General features: G+C 70.8%; 18 protein-coding genes. 9 read left to right on the top strand and 9 right to left on the bottom strand.

The features are described from left to right. Positions 1–30 precede the first annotated feature (30 nt). Complete coding sequence (locus ABZ659_RS19090; RefSeq protein WP_360220955.1) at positions 31–1,083, top strand: M23 family metallopeptidase; 1,053 nt, start codon at positions 31–33, stop codon at positions 1,081–1,083. A gap of 12 nt (positions 1,084–1,095) precedes the next feature. Here ABZ659_RS19090 and ABZ659_RS19085 read toward each other — a convergent pair whose 3' ends face one another. Together ABZ659_RS19085 and ABZ659_RS19080 are read right to left on the bottom strand one after the other, a co-directional pair. Further along, the gene (locus ABZ659_RS19085; protein WP_360220952.1) at positions 1,096–1,983 is read right to left on the bottom strand and encodes a Cof-type HAD-IIB family hydrolase; all 888 of its coding nucleotides are present in this window, start codon (positions 1,981–1,983) and stop codon (positions 1,096–1,098) included. Between the two features lie 81 nt (positions 1,984–2,064). Then, positions 2,065–2,958 (bottom strand): LLM class flavin-dependent oxidoreductase, encoded by an 894-nt coding sequence (locus tag ABZ659_RS19080; protein WP_360220949.1) that lies wholly within the window; start codon positions 2,956–2,958, stop codon positions 2,065–2,067. 101 nt (positions 2,959–3,059) lie between these two features. Between ABZ659_RS19080 and ABZ659_RS19075 the strand changes: the two genes are divergently transcribed. The 4 genes from ABZ659_RS19075 to ABZ659_RS19060 all read left to right on the top strand — a co-directional run bounded on the left by ABZ659_RS19075 (position 3,060) and on the right by ABZ659_RS19060 (position 5,325). Then, positions 3,060–3,371: a hypothetical protein gene (locus tag ABZ659_RS19075; protein ID WP_360220946.1), complete on the top strand. Its 312-nt coding sequence runs from the start codon at positions 3,060–3,062 to the stop codon at positions 3,369–3,371. 91 nt (positions 3,372–3,462) lie between these two features. Further along, entirely contained in the window at positions 3,463–4,623 is a 1,161-nt protein-coding gene (locus ABZ659_RS19070) for a hypothetical protein (RefSeq protein WP_360220943.1), read from the top strand. 55 nt (positions 4,624–4,678) lie between these two features. Then, on the top strand, positions 4,679–4,927 hold the full coding sequence (locus ABZ659_RS19065; protein ID WP_360220940.1) for a hypothetical protein: 249 nt from the start codon (positions 4,679–4,681) through the stop codon (positions 4,925–4,927). Continuing rightward, positions 4,924–5,325: a DNA-binding protein gene (locus ABZ659_RS19060; RefSeq protein ID WP_360220937.1), complete on the top strand. Its 402-nt coding sequence runs from the start codon at positions 4,924–4,926 to the stop codon at positions 5,323–5,325. Before ABZ659_RS19065 ends, ABZ659_RS19060 begins: the two co-directional genes overlap by 4 nt. Positions 5,326–5,372: 47 nt before the next feature. Here ABZ659_RS19060 and ABZ659_RS19055 read toward each other — a convergent pair whose 3' ends face one another. The 4 genes from ABZ659_RS19055 to ABZ659_RS19040 form a co-directional block, all read right to left on the bottom strand. Beyond that, entirely contained in the window at positions 5,373–5,627 is a 255-nt protein-coding gene (locus ABZ659_RS19055; RefSeq protein WP_360220934.1) for an LLM class flavin-dependent oxidoreductase, read from the bottom strand. Between the two features lie 50 nt (positions 5,628–5,677). Beyond that, positions 5,678–6,139: a hypothetical protein gene (locus ABZ659_RS19050; RefSeq protein ID WP_360220932.1), complete on the bottom strand. Its 462-nt coding sequence runs from the start codon at positions 6,137–6,139 to the stop codon at positions 5,678–5,680. A 21-nt stretch (positions 6,140–6,160) separates the two neighbouring features. Next, positions 6,161–6,721 (bottom strand): RNA 2'-phosphotransferase, encoded by a 561-nt coding sequence (locus ABZ659_RS19045; protein WP_360220929.1) that lies wholly within the window; start codon positions 6,719–6,721, stop codon positions 6,161–6,163. 119 nt (positions 6,722–6,840) lie between these two features. Next, complete coding sequence (locus ABZ659_RS19040) at positions 6,841–8,607, bottom strand: SDR family oxidoreductase (protein WP_360220926.1); 1,767 nt, start codon at positions 8,605–8,607, stop codon at positions 6,841–6,843. A 208-nt stretch (positions 8,608–8,815) separates the two neighbouring features. On the opposite strand from ABZ659_RS19040, the gene ABZ659_RS19035 reads away from it, so the two are divergent. From ABZ659_RS19035 to ABZ659_RS19020, 4 genes are read left to right on the top strand one after another with little or no spacing between them, the layout of a single operon-like run. Continuing rightward, positions 8,816–9,793, top strand: a complete 978-nt coding sequence (locus ABZ659_RS19035) for an ABC transporter ATP-binding protein (RefSeq protein ID WP_360220923.1) — start codon at positions 8,816–8,818, stop codon at positions 9,791–9,793. Beyond that, positions 9,783–10,694: an ABC transporter permease gene (locus ABZ659_RS19030; RefSeq protein WP_360220920.1), complete on the top strand. Its 912-nt coding sequence runs from the start codon at positions 9,783–9,785 to the stop codon at positions 10,692–10,694. The genes ABZ659_RS19035 and ABZ659_RS19030 overlap by 11 nt, the downstream gene beginning before the upstream one ends. Continuing rightward, complete coding sequence (locus ABZ659_RS19025) at positions 10,691–11,602, top strand: ABC transporter ATP-binding protein (RefSeq protein WP_360220917.1); 912 nt, start codon at positions 10,691–10,693, stop codon at positions 11,600–11,602. Before ABZ659_RS19030 ends, ABZ659_RS19025 begins: the two co-directional genes overlap by 4 nt. Before the next feature lie 11 nt (positions 11,603–11,613). Next, positions 11,614–12,333 (top strand): ABC transporter permease, encoded by a 720-nt coding sequence (locus tag ABZ659_RS19020; RefSeq protein ID WP_360220914.1) that lies wholly within the window; start codon positions 11,614–11,616, stop codon positions 12,331–12,333. Between the two features lie 126 nt (positions 12,334–12,459). On the opposite strand, the gene ABZ659_RS19015 is transcribed toward ABZ659_RS19020, so the two are convergent. From ABZ659_RS19015 to pheA, 3 genes are all read right to left on the bottom strand, one after another. Next, complete coding sequence (locus tag ABZ659_RS19015; protein ID WP_360220911.1) at positions 12,460–13,278, bottom strand: HAD family hydrolase; 819 nt, start codon at positions 13,276–13,278, stop codon at positions 12,460–12,462. Then, positions 13,275–14,552, bottom strand: a complete 1,278-nt coding sequence (gene serS, locus ABZ659_RS19010) for a serine--tRNA ligase (protein WP_360220908.1) — start codon at positions 14,550–14,552, stop codon at positions 13,275–13,277. The genes ABZ659_RS19015 and serS overlap by 4 nt, the downstream gene beginning before the upstream one ends. A 560-nt stretch (positions 14,553–15,112) precedes the next feature. After that, positions 15,113–16,045: a prephenate dehydratase gene (gene pheA / locus ABZ659_RS19005; protein ID WP_360220905.1), complete on the bottom strand. Its 933-nt coding sequence runs from the start codon at positions 16,043–16,045 to the stop codon at positions 15,113–15,115. Positions 16,046–16,092 lie beyond the last annotated feature (47 nt).

Below are 16,092 nucleotides of genomic sequence, written 5' to 3'. Positions count from 1 at the left end.
GGGGCACTCCGTGGGGCCACGATCGCTGATATGCGCTCACCTCGCCGCCGTCCGCTGCTCGTTCCGGTGCTGTTGTGCGCGCTCGTCGTGTTCGTGTCCCGGCCCTCCGGCGCCCTCGACGGCGGGGACGGCGTCACCGGCTCCGGCATCAGCGCCGAGGTGGCCCGGCTGTACGAGGACGCCGCGGTGGCGACCCAGCAGTACGAGGCGGGCCGGCGCGAGGCCGGGGCCCAGCGGGAGCGGGCCCGGCGGCTCGAAGGGCTGCTGGACGGGCAGCGGCGCGATATCGCGGCCCTGCACGAGGACCTGGGCCGATTCGCCCGCGCCCAGTACCGCACGGGCGGGGGACTGCCGGTCGAGGCGCGGATGCTGCTGTCGGACAGCCCCGAGGAACTGATGCGCGGTCAGCACATCGTGCGGCAGGCCGATCTCGCGGTGCGCCGCGAGATCGACAGGAGCCGTCGCGCGGAGGCCCGGCTCGCCGCCGACGAGGCGCGGGCCAGGGCGGAGTGGGAGCGGCTGGAGCGGCGCAACGCCGAACTCGCCGCGCTGAAGAACTCCATCCAGCGGAAACTGGAGGAGGCCCGGACGCGGTTGCAGGGGCAGGCCGACCTGTCAGCCGCGGCGGGCGCCTGCCGGGGCGCCGTCCGCCTCGACCAGCCGGAGACGGGGTTCACGGGCGCGTGGGTCGCGCCGGTGGAGGCGTACGAGATGTCCGCCGGGTTCGGCAGCGGCGGGGCGCGCTGGGCGCACCGGCACACCGGGCAGGACTTCGCGGTGCCGATCGGCACGCCGGTGCGGGCGGTCGGCGACGGCAGGGTGGTGAAGGTGGCGTGCGGGGGCGCCTTCGGTATGCAGATCGTCGTCCAGCACCCGGGCGGCTACTACACGCAGTACGCCCACCTCGCCTCGGCCGCCGTCGACCAGGGGGAGCGGGTGCGCACGGGGCAGTGGATCGGCCAGTCCGGCTCGACCGGCAACTCCACCGGCCCGCACCTGCACTTCGAGGTGCGGGTCACCCCGCAACTGGGCTCGGGCGTGGATCCGGTGGCGTGGCTGGCGGCGCGGGGGGTGCGGCTGTAGCGACCGGTGCGGCTACGCCCGCTGCGCCAGCATCCGTTCGATCACCACGGCCACCCCGTCGTCGTTGTTGGCGACCGTACGTCCGGACGCCGCCGCGATCACGTCCGGGTGGGCGTTGCCCATGGCGTAGGACTGCCCGGCCCAGGTCAGCATCTCGACGTCGTTCGGCATGTCGCCGAAGGCGACGACCTCCTCGTGCGAGATGCCGCGCTCGGCGCAGCACAGCGCGAGGGTGCTGGCCTTGGAGACCTCGGGCCCGCTGATCTCCAGCAGGGCGCTGGGGCTGGACCGGGTGACGTTGGCGCGGCCCCCGATGGCGAGCCGGGCGAGGGTGAGGAACGCGTCGGGGTCCAGCTCGGCGTGGAAGGCGAGGATCTTCAGCACCGGTTCGTCGGCGTGGGCGGCGTCCGGCGCCAGCAGCCGTTCGGCCGGTTCCAGGGTGTCCGGGACCTCCAGGTGCATCTTGGGATAGTCCGGCTCCTGGTGGAAGCCGTACGTCTGCTCGACCGCGAACACCGTGCCCGGCGCCGCGTCCCGCAGCAGTCGTACGGACTCCAGCGCGTTCTCCCGCGCCAGCTCGCGCACCTTCACGAACCGGTGGGCGCCGGGACCGCCGTGCAGGTCGACGACGGCGGCGCCGTTGCCGCAGATGGCGAGGCCGTGGCCGTGGACGTGGTCGCTGACGACGTCCATCCAGCGGGCCGGGCGGCCGGTGACGAAGAAGACCTCGATGCCCGCCTCCTCGGCGGCGGCCAGCGCGGCGACCGTCCGGGGGGACACCGAGTGGTCGTCGCGGAGCAGGGTGCCGTCGAGGTCGGTCGCGATCAGCCGTGGCGGTACGGCGGATGCCTGGGCTTCGGGCTGTCGAGTCGCTGAGGTCACCCCGTCATTGTCCCGCATATGCCCGCACGATCGTGCGGGCATTCGCACATGTGAGGGGCGCACGGTCGTTCCCCACGGCAGCAGAGGGGCCTGCGCCGCTCACCGCAGTTGCGCCGGAGCCTCCAGCGCGATCCGCTCGAAGACCTTCTCGTCGGCGGCGAAGTCGGAGTCCGGGATCGGCCAGTGGATCACCAGCTCGGTGAAGCCCAGCTCCTGGTGGCGCCCGGCGAAGTCCACGAACGCGTCGAGGGACGTCAGCGGACGGCCACGGTCCGGGGTGAACCCGGTGAGCAGCACCTTCTCTATCCCGGACACGTCGCGGCCGAGGGCGGCGCAGGCGTCGGCCAGCTTCCCGGCCTGCCCGCGCAGGGCTTCCACCGACTGCTCGGGGGTGCCGTTCTCGTACAGCGTGGGGTCGCCCGTGGTCACCCATGCCTGCCCGTGCCGGGCGACCAGCTTCAGCCCGCGCGGTCCGGTCGCGGCCACCGCGAAGGGCAGCCGGGGGCGCTGCACACAGCCCGGGATGTTGCGCGCCTCGTGCGCCGAGTAGTGGTCGCCCTCGTACGACACCGAGCCCTCCGTCAGCAGCCGGTCGAGCAGCGGCACGAACTCGGCGAACCGGTCGGCCCGCTCCCGCGGCGTCCAGGGCTCCTGGCCCAGCGCGGTGGCGTCGAAGCCGGTGCCGCCCGCGCCGATGCCGAGGGTGATCCGGCCGCCGGAGATGTCGTCCAGGGAGATCAGCTCCTTGGCGAGGGTCACCGGGTGCCGGAAGTTCGGCGAGGTCACGAGGGTACCCAATCGCATCCTCTGTGTGACCGACGCTGCGGCTGTGAGCGTGGGCATGGCGCCGAACCACGGCCCGTCCCGGAACGACCGCCACGACAGGTGGTCGTACGTGTACGCGGCATGGAAACCGAGGTCTTCGGCCCGCCGCCAGATCTTCTGCCCTTCGGCCCATCGGTGGATGGGGAGGATCACCGTGCTCAGACGCATGACCGCGACAATACGCGGGCCTCCCGCTGTCACGGATATGCCGACGGAGCAGATACGGGAAGCCACGCTGACGTCGCGATGCGGGCCGCTATCGTGGCGTCATGGGCACGCTGGACAGGGCCGAGCTTGAGGCCATGATCGACGAGGCGACGGTGGACGCCTACGGCGAGGACGAGCAGCGGACCGGCCTGTTCACCATGCTTGAGGGAAACCTCGCCGTGCCCTTCACCACCACGGTTCTCGGCGTCGAGGTGACGGTGCGCGGCGTCGACCTCACGCCCGACGGCAGGATCGTCGCCTCGTGCTCGCGTGGCCGTGTGCGACAGTCGATCGGAATCCTGGACCTGCCGCTGCCGAACCCGGCGCCCAAAGGGGTGGAGTGGATCGAGGCGTACCGCCACTGGGCCGGTTGAGGCCGGACACCTCCCCCTTCACGCGGAACTGGCTCGTACGAAAGGGCTGAACGTGACTGAGGCCGCACATCAGGCTGCCCATGAACCGTCATTGGCTGATCTGATCGAGCGCAGCGCCGAATTGAAGGGGCGGCTGGTCACCTTCGCGCAGAGTGCCCGCTTCGACCGGTGGTTGACGCCCCTCCTGCTGGAGGCCGCTGGGCCTGAACGACAGTTGGACGAGGGCGAGGCGATCCGGATCACCGACCACTTCATCCTGCGGTACCGCCTGCCGGACGGTTCGACCGTGGTGGACCGGTTCGTCGCCGGCCGGAAGGACCTGACCGCGGCCGACCGGGAGATGCTGCTCGGCTGGCGCGACCCGGTCGAGGGCGTCTTCGAGATCCGGCGCAAGGACGGCGATGCCGTCGTCCTGCTCAACCTTGTCGACGACCTTGAGTACCGCACGTACTCGAACGTCGGGCGGGCGGCGTTCCGCGGAGTGTCCAAGGGGGGATTCCTCCACACCTGCCTGGTACCCGTCCACTCGGCCGACGGGGCGTGGTTGGTGTCCGGGGCGATGGCGAGCTACCCCAGGTCCAGTGCCACCGACATCGCCCAAGCAGCTCTGCAACTGGCCACGCACGACCCCGAGCTGGTCTTCCGCAACCCGGAGAAGATCGAGCAGGGATGGCAGCGGATGCGGGAGGACCGGGCAGCGTTCATCGAGTTCTGCGGTGGCGACGAACTGGTCCTTCGACCTGCCGAAGCCGAGGACCTCCTCAACGCCTACTACCGCCACCGCCAACAGGCCGCCGTCGCCGGACAGCCCAGCCGTGCCCGACGCAAGCGGCTCCCGGGCCTGGACCTGCCCTTCTTCGAGCTGCCGTCAGAACTGGCGGACTCGGACACCGTCGGCGTCATCTACGACCAGGTCGACGGGCTCAACTTCTACGCCGACTACGGGATGCTGCGGGACCTCTTCGCGAAGCCCGCTCTCCCGGGCCGCAGACAGCACCAGGACCTGCTGCGCACGTACCTGCGCGAGGAGTCGATCACGCCACTGCCGATCCGTCGTCTGGCCGCCGCTCACCCGGAAACCGTAGACGCGGTGTTCCGGAAGCTCCTGCGGAAGCCGGGATTCACTTGGAGCGAGCACGGCGACGCGCTGCTGCGCCGACGCAAGCCCTGGTACTACGAGAGCGCCCCGCGCCCCGGGGTGTCCGTGATCGGCGACCGGCTGAGTGAGCTGCTCGGTGCGGGACGGCGCTGAGCTCGTAGGTGGAGAAGCCCGACGGATGGCGTGCATACCGCAGTATGATGACTTCATGGCTGATACGACCCGCATCACGGTCACTCTGCCCACCGAGCAGGTGGCGGAGCTGAAGAGGCTCACGGACAACGTCTCCGGCTACGTCGCGGAGGCGGTCGCCCGCCAGATCAGACACCAGTTGCTCGGTGAGGAGCTGCGCCGCTACGAGGAGGAGCACGGCGCGTTCACCGACGAGGAACTGGCCGCGGCCCAGGCCAGGATCTTCGGCCCGGCCGAGCACGAGGAGCCGGCGAGCGCCGCGTGAACCACCGCATCGAGACCGTCGTACTGGACTCCCAGGGGTTGTCTGCCTGGATCTCGCAGGACCGGGCCGTGCTCGCGATGATCCGGTCCTTCCACTCGATGGCTGCCGATCTCGTGGTCTGTGCCAACACCATCGTGGAAGTCATGCACTCCCGGGTGAACACCGCCCGACTGAACTGGGTCCTCTCCCAGGTCAAGGCCGAAGCGGTGACCGAGCAGGCGGCCAGGGCCGCCGCCGGGCTGCTGAAAGAGGCCGGACTACACGGCCACAAGTACGCGATCGATGCCACCGTCGCCGAGCTGGCGCTCCGCCAGCCAGGCCCGGTGGCCATGCTCACGTCGGACGTCGACGACATGACCAAGCTGTGCGGTAACCGCGTCCGACTCATCGCGATCTGATCCGCTTCGGGCGCGACCAAGACGCCCCCGACGTATGTTTCCCCAGGTCAGGCTGCGATGGGTGAACGAGGCTTGACTGAGGTCACCAGCGTGCCCAGACGCAGCCGCTCGGTGACGGCCGCGGCGGCCGTCAGCGTCGGCAGGGCACCGAACCAGGGGCCGTCCCGGAAGGTGCGCCAGGACAGGTGGTCGTAGGTGTAGGCGGTGTGGAAGCCGAGTTGCTCGGCCCGTGTCCAGGCCGCACGGCCGCCTTCGTGCCAGCGTCGGTACGGGAGGATCACGGTGCTCAGTCGCAGACTCATGCGTCGAGCGTATGCGGCCCGGGGTGTTTCACGTGAAACACCCGGTGTGGTCACCGTACGCGGCTGCTCAGCCACGGACTGAGGCTGATCATCGGCATGTACTCCTTGTGTGTGCGGTCGCCGGGCAGCGGCACGACCAGGAAGTAGCCGGGCGGGAAACGCCGTCCCTTGACGAAGGCGAGGCCGTCCAGGACGGAGCGGAGGAAGGCGGGCACCTCGTCGCGTGGGATGTCCGGACACTCGACGCCCTCCACGGTGATCAGGGCGTCGTCCTCGGGGTAGAGCCGCACGCTCAGCCGGGGCAGCCCGCCGAACTCGACGAACGCCTCGTGCGGCAGCGAACCGTCCGGGTCGGCGATGACGCCGATGCCCGCGGCACTGCGGCGGGAGGTCTGGTCGGCGCCGATGTCATGGCTGACCTCGATCTCAAGGCCGTACTCCGCGGCGAGGGCGCGCAGGACGGTGACGGCGGCCTCGGTGGTGGGCAGGTGCTGGTCCATACCTCTGATCATGGACCGTGGGCCCCGTCGCTGTCAGTGCCCCTCGGGCAAGCGCAGATACCGCGCCGGTACGGCCTCGGTCAGCCACACCCCGTTGGCGCTGACCCGGAACTCGTGGCCGTCGCGGTGCATGGCCCCGGCGTCCACGGAGAGCACGACCGGACGGCCCCGCCGGGCCCCCACGCGGGCGGCGGTCCCGCGGTCGGCGGAGAGGTGCACGTCGTGCCGGTTCATGGGCCGCAGGCCCTCGGCGCGGATGGCGTCGAGGCAACGGGCCACGGTGCCGTGGTAGAGGTACGGCGGCGGGGCCACCGGGGGCAGTCCAAGGTCGACCTCGATGCTGTGGCCCTGGCTGGCCCGGATACGGGTGCCGTCGACCGCGAAGCGCCGCTTGTCGTTGTGGGCCACCACGTGGTCCAGCTCCTCCCGGCTGAACCGGAAGCCGTGCGCGCTGGCCGCCGCGAGCAGCGCGTCGATCTCCACCCAGCCTCCCGCGTCTAGGGTGAGGCCGATCTGCTCGGGCTGGTGACGGAGGTGTTTGGAGAGGTACTTGGACACCTTCACGGTGCGTCTGTCGTCGGGTTTCCCGTTCATGACCTCAGGGTGCCGGGCGAGACGTGGATCACGCACTTCGTTTTGTCGACGAGGTTTGATCCACAACCAACACCGGTTATCCACAGAAGAATTGACGGTCCTGTGGAGAACCCGCCTCCTTACACCGGCGGTTCCACCCGCGCGATGGCCCGCAGCGCCCCCGGCACGAACCGGTGCAGCAGCCGCAGACCGCGTGCCTCCGCGGTCACCGGCACCACCGCCTCGTTGCGGACGACGGCCCGCAGGACGGCGTCGGCCACCTTCTCCGGCGGATAGTTCCGCAGGCCGTACAGCCGCGCCGTGCGCTTCCGGCGCCGCCGCTCCTCCTCGGGGTCGGCGCCCACGAACCGGGCCGTGGAGGTGATGCCGGTGTTCACGAAACCGGGGCAGATCGCGGTCACTCCGATGCCCTGCCCCGCCAGTTCGGCACGCAGGCACTCGCTCAGCATCAGCACCGCGGCCTTGGAGGTGCCGTAGGCGGGCAGCGCCCTGGACGGCTGGTATGCCGCCGCCGACGCCGTGTTGACGATGTGACCGCCCTGGCCGCGCTCGGCCATCTGCCGCCCGAAGAGACGGCACCCGTGGATGACCCCCCACAGGTTCACGTCGAGCACCCTGCGCCAGTCCTCCGGCGTGGTGGCGAGGAAGGGGCCCGCCAGACCGATCCCGGCGTTGTTGACGAGGACGTCGACGACGCCGTACTCGGTGGCGACCTTGTCGGCGAGCTTCTCCATGGCCTGCTCGTCGGAGACGTCCACGGTCTCCGCCCAGGCGGCCGGGGCGCCGAGCAGACGGGACTCCTCCGCGGTGCGCGCGGCGCTCCCGGCGTCCCGGTCGACGGCGACCACCCGCGCCCCGGCCGCCGCGAAGGCGTACGCGGTGGCCCGGCCTATGCCGCTGCCCGCGCCCGTGACCAGCACCAGCTGCCCGCCGAACCGCTCGGCAAAGCGGCCGGTCGGCGCCGGTGCGGGCGGCCCGCCCGGATCGCCCGCACCCTCCCGCGCGGTCACGAACTCCGTGATCCACGCGGCCAGCTGGTCGGGGCGGCTGCGCGGCACCCAGTGCCTGACGGGCAGCGTCCGCCGGGTCAGCCGCGGGACCCACCGCTCCAGGTCGTCGTACAACCGCTCGGACAGGAACACGTCGTTCACGGGCGTGACGAGCTGCACGGGCGCGTGGGCGTACGCGTCCTCGCGCGGGCGGCGCAGCCGGGGCCGGACGTTGTCCCGGTACAGCCAGGCGCCGTGGGCGGCGTCCGACGGCAGCGACGCGGTCGGGTAGCCGTTCGAGGGCACCCGCTCCCGGCGTTGCAGGAGCCTCGGCCAGGCCTTGCCGAGCGGCCCCCGCCAGGCCAGTTCGGGCAGCACGGGCGTGTGCAGCGCGTAGACGTACCAGGACCGGGCGCCCTGGCCGACGACCTGGGCGACCCGGCGCGGGGTGGGGCGCCGTACCCGCCGCTTGATCCAGTGGCCGAAGTGGTCGAGGGACGGCCCCGACAGCGAGGTGAAGGACGCGATCCGGCCCTCGGTGCGGGAGACGGTGACGAACTCCCAGCCCTGCACCGAACCCCAGTCGTGCCCCACCAGGTGCACCGGGCGGTCCGGGCTCACCGCGTCGGCGACGGCGAGGAAGTCGTCCGTCAGCTTCTCCAGCGTGAACCCGCCGCGCAACGGCTGCGGCGCGGCGGACCGGCCGTGGCCCCGGACGTCGTAGAGGACGACGTGGAAGCGGTCGGCGAGGCGGTGGGCCACCTCCGACCAGACCTCCTTGCTGTCCGGATAGCCGTGCACCAGGACGACCGTCGGCTGGGCCGGGTCGCCCAGTTCGGCGACGCACAACTCCACGCCCCCGGTGCGCACCCAGCGCTCCCGCGCGCCCTTGAGCACCCTGGACCTCCCCAACCTCGACTGCGGTACGTGCCCGTAACGTGACACCGGCGAATCTTCCACTTGTTAGAGAAAGCGTCAATAGCGCGGCCTCTAGCCCTCAGGTCCGGGATCCCCTACGGGCCCGTAGTCCCGGAGACTGACGCGAAGACAGCACTGCGGTCTGATGATTCGAGTGGCCCGCGTCACTAGTGTCGAGGACGTGACTGTGATCGCGACCGAAAGCCTGAGCAAGCGGTTCCCCCGGGTGACCGCGCTTGACCGGCTCTCCGTGGACGTCGGGCCCGGTGTCACCGGACTCGTCGGAGCCAACGGCGCCGGCAAGTCGACACTGATCAAGATCCTGCTGGGTCTCTCCCCGGCCACCGAGGGCCGCGCCGAAGTGCTCGGCCTCGACGTCGCCAGCAAGGGTGCCGCCATCCGCGAGCGCGTCGGCTACATGCCGGAACACGACTGCCTGCCGCCCGACGTCTCGGCCACCGAGTTCGTCGTGCACATGGCGCGCATGTCCGGCCTGCCGCCCGCCGCCGCCCGCGAGCGCACCGCCGACACCCTGCGCCACGTCGGCCTCTACGAGGAGCGGTACCGCCCCATCGGCGGCTACTCCACCGGCATGAAACAGCGCGTCAAGCTGGCCCAGGCCCTGGTCCACGACCCGCAGCTGGTCTTCCTCGACGAGCCGACCAACGGCCTCGACCCCGTCGGCCGCGACGACATGCTCAGCCTGATCCGCCGCATCCACACCGACTTCGGCATCTCGGTCCTGGTCACCTCACACCTGCTCGGCGAACTCGAACGCACCTGCGACCACGTCGTCGTCATCGACGGCGGCAAGCTGCTGCGCTCCAGCTCCACCACCGACTTCACCCAGACCACCACCACCCTCGCCATCGAGGTCACCGACACCGACGACCACCCCGACGGCACCCGCGCGGTCCGCGAGGAACTCCACGCGCGCGGCGTCGAGGTCCTCGACGGCAGCGGCGGCCTCCCCGGCGCCGGACACGTCATGCTGGTCACCGCCGAGGGCGAGGAGACCTACGACCTGATCCGGGACGTCGTCGCCGACCTCGGCCTCGGCCTGGTCCGCATGGAACAGCGGCGCCACCACATCTCCGAGGTCTTCAGGAACGCCGACAGCGAAGCCGCTGAGGAAAGGAAGGAGGCCGTGGGCCATGGCCGTTGAGCACCCCGTCGCGCTGCCGCCGGGCGGCGACGAGACCCGTATCCACAACATCGGCTACCGCAGCTACGACGGCCCCCGCCTCGGCCGCGCCTACGCCCGCCGCTCCCTGTTCTCGCAGTCCCTGCGCGGCGCCTACGGCCTCGGCCGGTCGGCGAAGTCCAAGGTGCTGCCGATGCTGCTGTTCGTGGTCATGTGCCTGCCCGCGGGCATCATGGTCGCGGTCGCCGTCGCCACCGACGCGAACGACCTGCCCGTCGAGTACACCCGCTACGCGATCATCATGCAGGCCGTGATCAGCCTGTTCGTCGCCGCGCAGGCACCCCAGTCCGTCTCCCGCGACCTGCGCTTCAAGACCGTACCGCTGTACTTCTCGCGGCCCATCGAGACCGCCGACTACGTCCTCGCCAAGTACGCGGCGCTGACCTCGGCGCTGTTCGTCCTCACCGCCGCCCCGCTGCTCGTCCTCTACGTCGGCGCGCTGCTGGCCAAGCTCGACTTCACCGAACAGACCGAGGGCTTCGCCCAGGGACTCGTCGCCGTGGCACTGCTCTCCCTGCTCTTCGCCGGGCTCGGCCTGGTGATCGCCGCGATCACCCCGCGCCGCGGCTTCGGCATCGCCGCCGTCATCGCCGTACTGACCATCTCCTACGGCACGGTCTCCGTCGTGCAGGCGATCGCGTTCGAGCAGGACAGCACCGGGGCGATCGCCTGGCTCGGCCTGTTCTCGCCGATCACCCTCATCGACGGGGTGCAGTCCGCCTTCCTCGGCGCGGCCTCCGCGTTCCCCGGCGGCGAAGGCCCCGGCAACGGCGAGGGAGCCGTCTACGTCCTCGTCGTCCTCGGCCTCATCGCCGCCTGCTACGGCCTCCTGACGCGCCGCTACCGAAAGGTGGGCCTGTGACCACGCTCAACATCGACCATGTCTCCCGCTGGTTCGGCAACGTGGTCGCCGTCAACGACATCACCATGACCATCGGGCCCGGCGTCACCGGCCTGCTCGGCCCCAACGGCGCCGGGAAGTCCACCCTCATCAACATGATGGGCGGCTTCCTCGCCCCCTCCACCGGCACCGTCACCCTCGACGGCCAGCAGGTCTGGCGCAACGAGCAGATCTACCGGCACATCGGCGTCGTCCCCGAACGGGAGGCGATGTACGACTTCCTCACCGGCCGCGAGTTCGTCCTCGCCAACGCCGAACTGCACGGCCTCGGCGCGCAGGCCGCCCAGCGGGCGCTCGCCACCGTCGAGATGGAGTACGCGCAGGACCGCAAGATCTCCACGTACTCCAAGGGCATGAGGCAGCGCGTGAAGATGGCGTCCGCGCTGGTCCACGAGCCCTCGCTGCTGCTGCTCGACGAGCCCTTCAACGGCATGGACCCCCGCCAGCGGATGCAGCTGATGGACCTGCTGCGGCGGATGGGCGACGAGGGCCGCACGGTGCTGTTCTCCTCGCACATCCTGGAGGAGGTCGAACAGCTCGCCTGGCACATCGAGGTCGTCGTCGCCGGACGGCACGCGGCCAGCGGCGACTTCCGCAAGATCCGCCGTCTGATGACCGACCGCCCGCACCGCTACCTGGTCCGCTCCAGCGACGACCGCGCCCTCGCGGCGGCGCTGATCGCCGACCCGTCGACGTCCGGCATCGAGGTCGACCTCGCGGAGAACGCGCTGCGCGTGCAGGCGGTCGACTTCGGCCGCTTCACCGCGCTGCTGCCGCGGGTGGCCCGGGACCACGGCATCCGGCTGCTGACCGTCTCGCCGTCCGACGAGTCCCTAGAGTCCGTCTTCTCGTATCTGGTCGCGGCGTAGGAGGCCGAAAGATGTACGACCCCACAGTCGCCCGACTCACCTACCGAGCCCTGCTCGGCCGTCGCCGGGCCCTCATCCTCGGCGCGCTGCCGCTGCTGCTGATCGTCATCTCCATCGCGGTACGCGCGCTCGCCGGAGCCGACGACCAGACCGCGTCCGACGTCCTCGGCGGGCTCGCCCTCGCCACGATGGTGCCGATCATCGGTGTCATCGCGGGCACCGGCGCGATCGGGCCCGAGATCGACGACGGGTCCGTGGTGTACCTGCTGTCCAAGCCGCTGAAACGGCCGACGATCATCTCGACCAAGCTGTTCGTGGCCGTCGCGGTGACGATGGTGTTCTCCGCGCTGCCGACGCTGGTCGCGGGGCTGATCCTCAACGGCAACGGACAGCAGATCGCCGTCGCCTACACGATCGCCGCGCTGGTCGCGTCCATCGCGTACGCGGCGCTGTTCCTGCTGCTCGGCACGGTGTCGCGGCACGCGGTGGTGTTCGGGCTGGTGTACGCGCTGGTCTGGGAGGCGCTGTTCGGTTCGCTGGTGCCGGGGGCGCGGACGCTGAGCGTGCAGCAGTGGTCGTTGGCGGTGGCGCAGGAGGTCGCGGACGGTTCGCTGGTGACGTCGGATGTCGGGTTGACGACGGCGACGGTGCTGTTGGTCGGTGTGACGGGGCTCGCGACCTGGTACGCGGGGCAGAAGCTGCGGGCGTTGACGTTGGCCGGGGAGGAGTGACGGGACCTTCTCCGCAGGTTCCGTGAGCTGGGGCTGGCGCCGGGTGGGTCGCGCGACCCGGCGCCGCGAGGTGCCGCTGCGCCCCCCCAGGGACCCCCCTCGCCCCGACGGCACGGTGGCCCGCGGTTACGCCAAGAGGCGTTCCAGGACCGCCGCGATGCCGTCCTCCTCGTTCGAGGTCGTCACCTCGTCCGCCAGCGCGCGGAGCGACTCGTGGGCGTTGGCCATGGCCACCCCGTACGAGGCCCAGGCGAACATGGGGACGTCGTTGGGCATGTCGCCGAAGGCGATGGTGTCGGTGGACCTCAGGCCCAGGCGGCGGGCCGCCAGGGAGAGTCCCGTCGCCTTGGAGAGGCCGAGGGGGAGGAGTTCGACGATGCCCTCGCCCGCCATGGTGACGGCGACGAAGCCGCCCGCGACCCGGTCGGCGGTCTCCGCCAGCTCGTCGTCGGTGAGCGTGGGGTGCTGGATGTAGAGCTTGTTCAGTGGCGCGGCCCACAGGTCCGCCGCGTCGGTGAACGGGATGGCGGGCAGATGCCCCGCGACCGCGTACCCGGGGCCGACGATCACCTCGCCGTCCAGGCCGTCCCGGCTCGCCGCCAGGAACAGCGGGCCGACCTCCGCCTCGATCTTGGCCAGCGCCACCCCGGCCAACTGCCGGTCGAGGGTGACGGAGGTCAGCAGCCGGTGCTCCCCGGCGTGGTAGACCTGCGCGCCCTGCCCGCAGACGGCGAGGCCCTGGTAGCCGAGGTCGTCGAGGATGTGCCGGGTCCAGGGGACCGCGCGGCCGGTGACGACGATGTGCGCGGCGCCCGCCGCGGTGGCCGCGGCGAGCGCGTCACGGGTGCGCGCGGAGACCGACTCGTCGGAACGCAGCAGTGTCCCGTCGAGATCGGTGGCGATCAGCCGGTACGGGAACCCCGCGGCGGCTGGTGCGTCGCTCACTTGGACACCGGTTCCAGGACCTCCCGGCCGCCGAGGTACGGACGCAGCACCTCGGGCACGCGCACCGAGCCGTCGGCCTGCTGGTGGTTCTCCAGGATCGCGACGATGGTCCGCGGTACGGCGCACAGCGTGCCGTTGAGCGTGGCCAGCGGGCGCACCTTCTTGTCCTCACGGACGCGGATGGACAGCCGCCGGGCCTGGAACTCGGTGCAGTCCGAGGTCGACGTCAGCTCGCGGTACTTGCCCTGCGTCGGGATCCACGCCTCGCAGTCGAACTTGCGCGCGGCCGAGGAGCCCAGGTCGCCCGAGGCGACGTCGATGACCCGGAACGGCAGCTCCAGCGAGGTGAGCCACTGCTTCTCCCAGTCGAGCAGGCGTTGGTGCTCGGCCTGCGAGTCCTCGGGGGTGACGTACGAGAACATCTCGACCTTGTCGAACTGGTGGACGCGGAAGATGCCCCGGGTGTCCTTGCCGTGCGAACCGGCCTCGCGGCGGAAGCAGGGCGAGAAGCCCGCGTAGCGCAGCGGGAGGCGGTCGGCGTCGATGATCTCGTCCATGTGGTAGCCCGCGAGGGCCACCTCGGAGGTGCCGACGAGGTACAGGTCGTCCTTGTCGAGGTGGTAGACGTCCTGGGACGCCTGACCGAGGAAGCCGGTGCCGCCCATGGCCTGCGGGCGGACCAGCGCCGGGGTCAGCATCGGGGTGAAGCCCGCGGCGGTGGCCTGCGCGATCGCCGCGTTCACCAGCGCCAGCTCGAGCAGCGCGCCGACGCCGGTCAGGAAGTAGAACCGGGAGCCGGAGACCTTGGCGCCCCGCTCGACGTCGATGGCGCCGAGCAGCTGGCCCAGCTCCAGGTGGTCCTTGGGCGCGAAGCCCTCGGCGTCGAAGTCGCGGATGGTGCCGTGCTTCTCCAGCGTGACGAAGTCCTCCTCGCCGCCCACGGGGACGTCGGGGTGGACGAGGTTGGCGAGCTGGAGCAGGAGCGCCTGGGTCTCGCTGTCGGCCGCGTCGCGCTCGGCGTCGGCCGCCTTGACGTCGGCGGCGAGCTGGCTCGCCCGCTTCAGCAGTTCCGCCTTCTCGTCCCCGGCGGCCTTGGGGATCAGCTTGCCGAGCGACTTCTGCTCGGCGCGCAGCTCGTCGAAGCGGACGCCGGACGACCTGCGCCGCCCGTCGGCAGACAGGAGAGCGTCGACGAGCGCGACGTCCTCTCCACGGGCGCGCTGGGACGCGCGCACACGGTCGGGGTCCTCACGGAGCAGACGAAGGTCAATCACGCGGACCAGGCTACCGGTGCCGCGTGAGGGCCCACGACTCACTATTCCGGGATGCGGCTTATGTGTGCGTCTGGGAAAATCGCCGGACTCTGTCAATGAACGCCGTCCCACTCCCTGGGACGGGGCAGTCAACGGGCGTGCGGTTGACTGGATCACCTTGTGGAGAACGGGACTTGGCGCTCTCCGGCGGCCCGCTTGTCCACAGTGCTCCACACCCTCCGAAAAGTTATCCACAGGCTGTGTGGAAGATCTGTGGATGCGGGAATTGATCACTCCGTTCTCCGTGATCATGTCGGGCCGGGCCTCGGGATTCCCCGCGCATACCCCATTTACCCGCACTTTCAAGGGGAAAGGGGTCGCTCCAAAGGATTGATCAAAGGAAAAGAGTGGACGAAGGGTGACCTGAGCCCCGGAGTGCCCGAGCGGGCCCTGTAGGGCGATTTATCGACCGACTGACGCTTCTCTGTCGACTTGTCCCCAGGTCGAGAAGCGGACCTGTGGATAACTTCTGTGGATAACGAAGATACGCAGGTAGGACTGGCTGACAGGGCCGCTCCTGGCTAGAAACGACCGTCCTGGCAACGCGCCACCCAGTCGGACGCCGCCATGAACTCCTCGTCCGACGTCCCCGGCAGCGGCACCCGTACGTCCGCCTCCGCCACGTCCGCGCGCGGGTACGAACCGAGGAACCGCACCTCCCGGCAACTCCGCTTCAGCCCGCGCAGCGCGTCGGCCACCCGACGGTCCGAGATATGGCCCTCGGCGTCGATGCAGAAGCAGTAGTTGCCGATCCCGGCCCCGGTCGGCCGGGACTGGAGCAGCATCAGGTTGATGCCCCGGGTGGCGAACTCGCCCAGCAGGTCGCGCAGCCCGCCGGGGTGGTCGTCGCGCTGCCACAGCACCACCGACGTCTTGTCCGCGCCGGTCGGCGCCGCGGGCCGGGCGGGGCGGCCCACCAGGACGAACCTGGTCTGGGCGTTCTCCGCGTCGTGGATGTCGGTCTCCAGCGGCACCAGGCCGTAGCGCGCCGCCGCGAACTCACCGGCGAAGGCGGCGTCGTAGCGGCCCTCCTGCACCAGCCGGGCGCCGTCGGCGTTCGAGGCCGCGGACTCCCAGGCCACGTCCGGCAGGTGCGACTTCAGCCAGTTGCGGACCTGCGGCTGCGCGGCCGGGTGGGCGGTGACCGTCTTGACGTCCGACAGCTTGGTGCCGGGCCGGACCAGCAGCGCGAAGGTGATCGACAGCAGCACCTCGCGGTAGATCATCAGCGGGCGGCCCGCGACCAGTTCGTCCAGCGTGGTGGTGATCCCGCCCTCGACGGAGTTCTCGATCGGCACGAACGCCGCCTCGGCCTCCCCGCCGCGTACCGCGTCGAGCGCCGACTGCACCGACACATACGGGATCAGCTCCCGGGTCGCCGCCTCGGGAAGCGTCCGCAGGGCGACTTCGGTGAAGGTGCCCTCGGGACCGAGATACGCATAGCTCGCTGGCATGACCTCACCCTAATGGGCCCTGCTCAGCAGTCCACCGGAAGCCCGCC

The organism is Streptomyces sp. NPDC006997 (assembly GCF_040635175.1).
Taxonomy (GTDB): Bacteria; Actinomycetota; Actinomycetes; order Streptomycetales; family Streptomycetaceae; genus Streptomyces.
Note: the sequence above shows the minus strand (reverse complement) of the source record. Positions and strands in the feature narration are given on the sequence as shown.

What these genes read in the sequence shown, in the direction of transcription:
- ABZ659_RS19090 (WP_360220955.1), top strand. Translation starts at nt 31, where the DNA reads ATGCGCTCACCTCGCCGCCGTCCGCTGCTCGTTCCGGTGCTGTTGTGC.
- ABZ659_RS19085 (WP_360220952.1), bottom strand. Translation starts at nt 1,983, where the DNA reads ATGCGGGACAATGACGGGGTGACCTCAGCGACTCGACAGCCCGAAGCC.
- ABZ659_RS19080 (WP_360220949.1), bottom strand. Translation starts at nt 2,958, where the DNA reads ATGCGTCTGAGCACGGTGATCCTCCCCATCCACCGATGGGCCGAAGGG.
- ABZ659_RS19075 (WP_360220946.1), top strand. Translation starts at nt 3,060, where the DNA reads ATGGGCACGCTGGACAGGGCCGAGCTTGAGGCCATGATCGACGAGGCG.
- ABZ659_RS19065 (WP_360220940.1), top strand. Translation starts at nt 4,679, where the DNA reads ATGGCTGATACGACCCGCATCACGGTCACTCTGCCCACCGAGCAGGTG.
- ABZ659_RS19055 (WP_360220934.1), bottom strand. Translation starts at nt 5,627, where the DNA reads ATGAGTCTGCGACTGAGCACCGTGATCCTCCCGTACCGACGCTGGCAC.
- ABZ659_RS19050 (WP_360220932.1), bottom strand. Translation starts at nt 6,139, where the DNA reads ATGATCAGAGGTATGGACCAGCACCTGCCCACCACCGAGGCCGCCGTC.
- ABZ659_RS19045 (WP_360220929.1), bottom strand. Translation starts at nt 6,721, where the DNA reads ATGAACGGGAAACCCGACGACAGACGCACCGTGAAGGTGTCCAAGTAC.
- ABZ659_RS19030 (WP_360220920.1), top strand. Translation starts at nt 9,783, where the DNA reads ATGGCCGTTGAGCACCCCGTCGCGCTGCCGCCGGGCGGCGACGAGACC.
- ABZ659_RS19020 (WP_360220914.1), top strand. Translation starts at nt 11,614, where the DNA reads ATGTACGACCCCACAGTCGCCCGACTCACCTACCGAGCCCTGCTCGGC.
- pheA (WP_360220905.1), bottom strand. Translation starts at nt 16,045, where the DNA reads ATGCCAGCGAGCTATGCGTATCTCGGTCCCGAGGGCACCTTCACCGAA.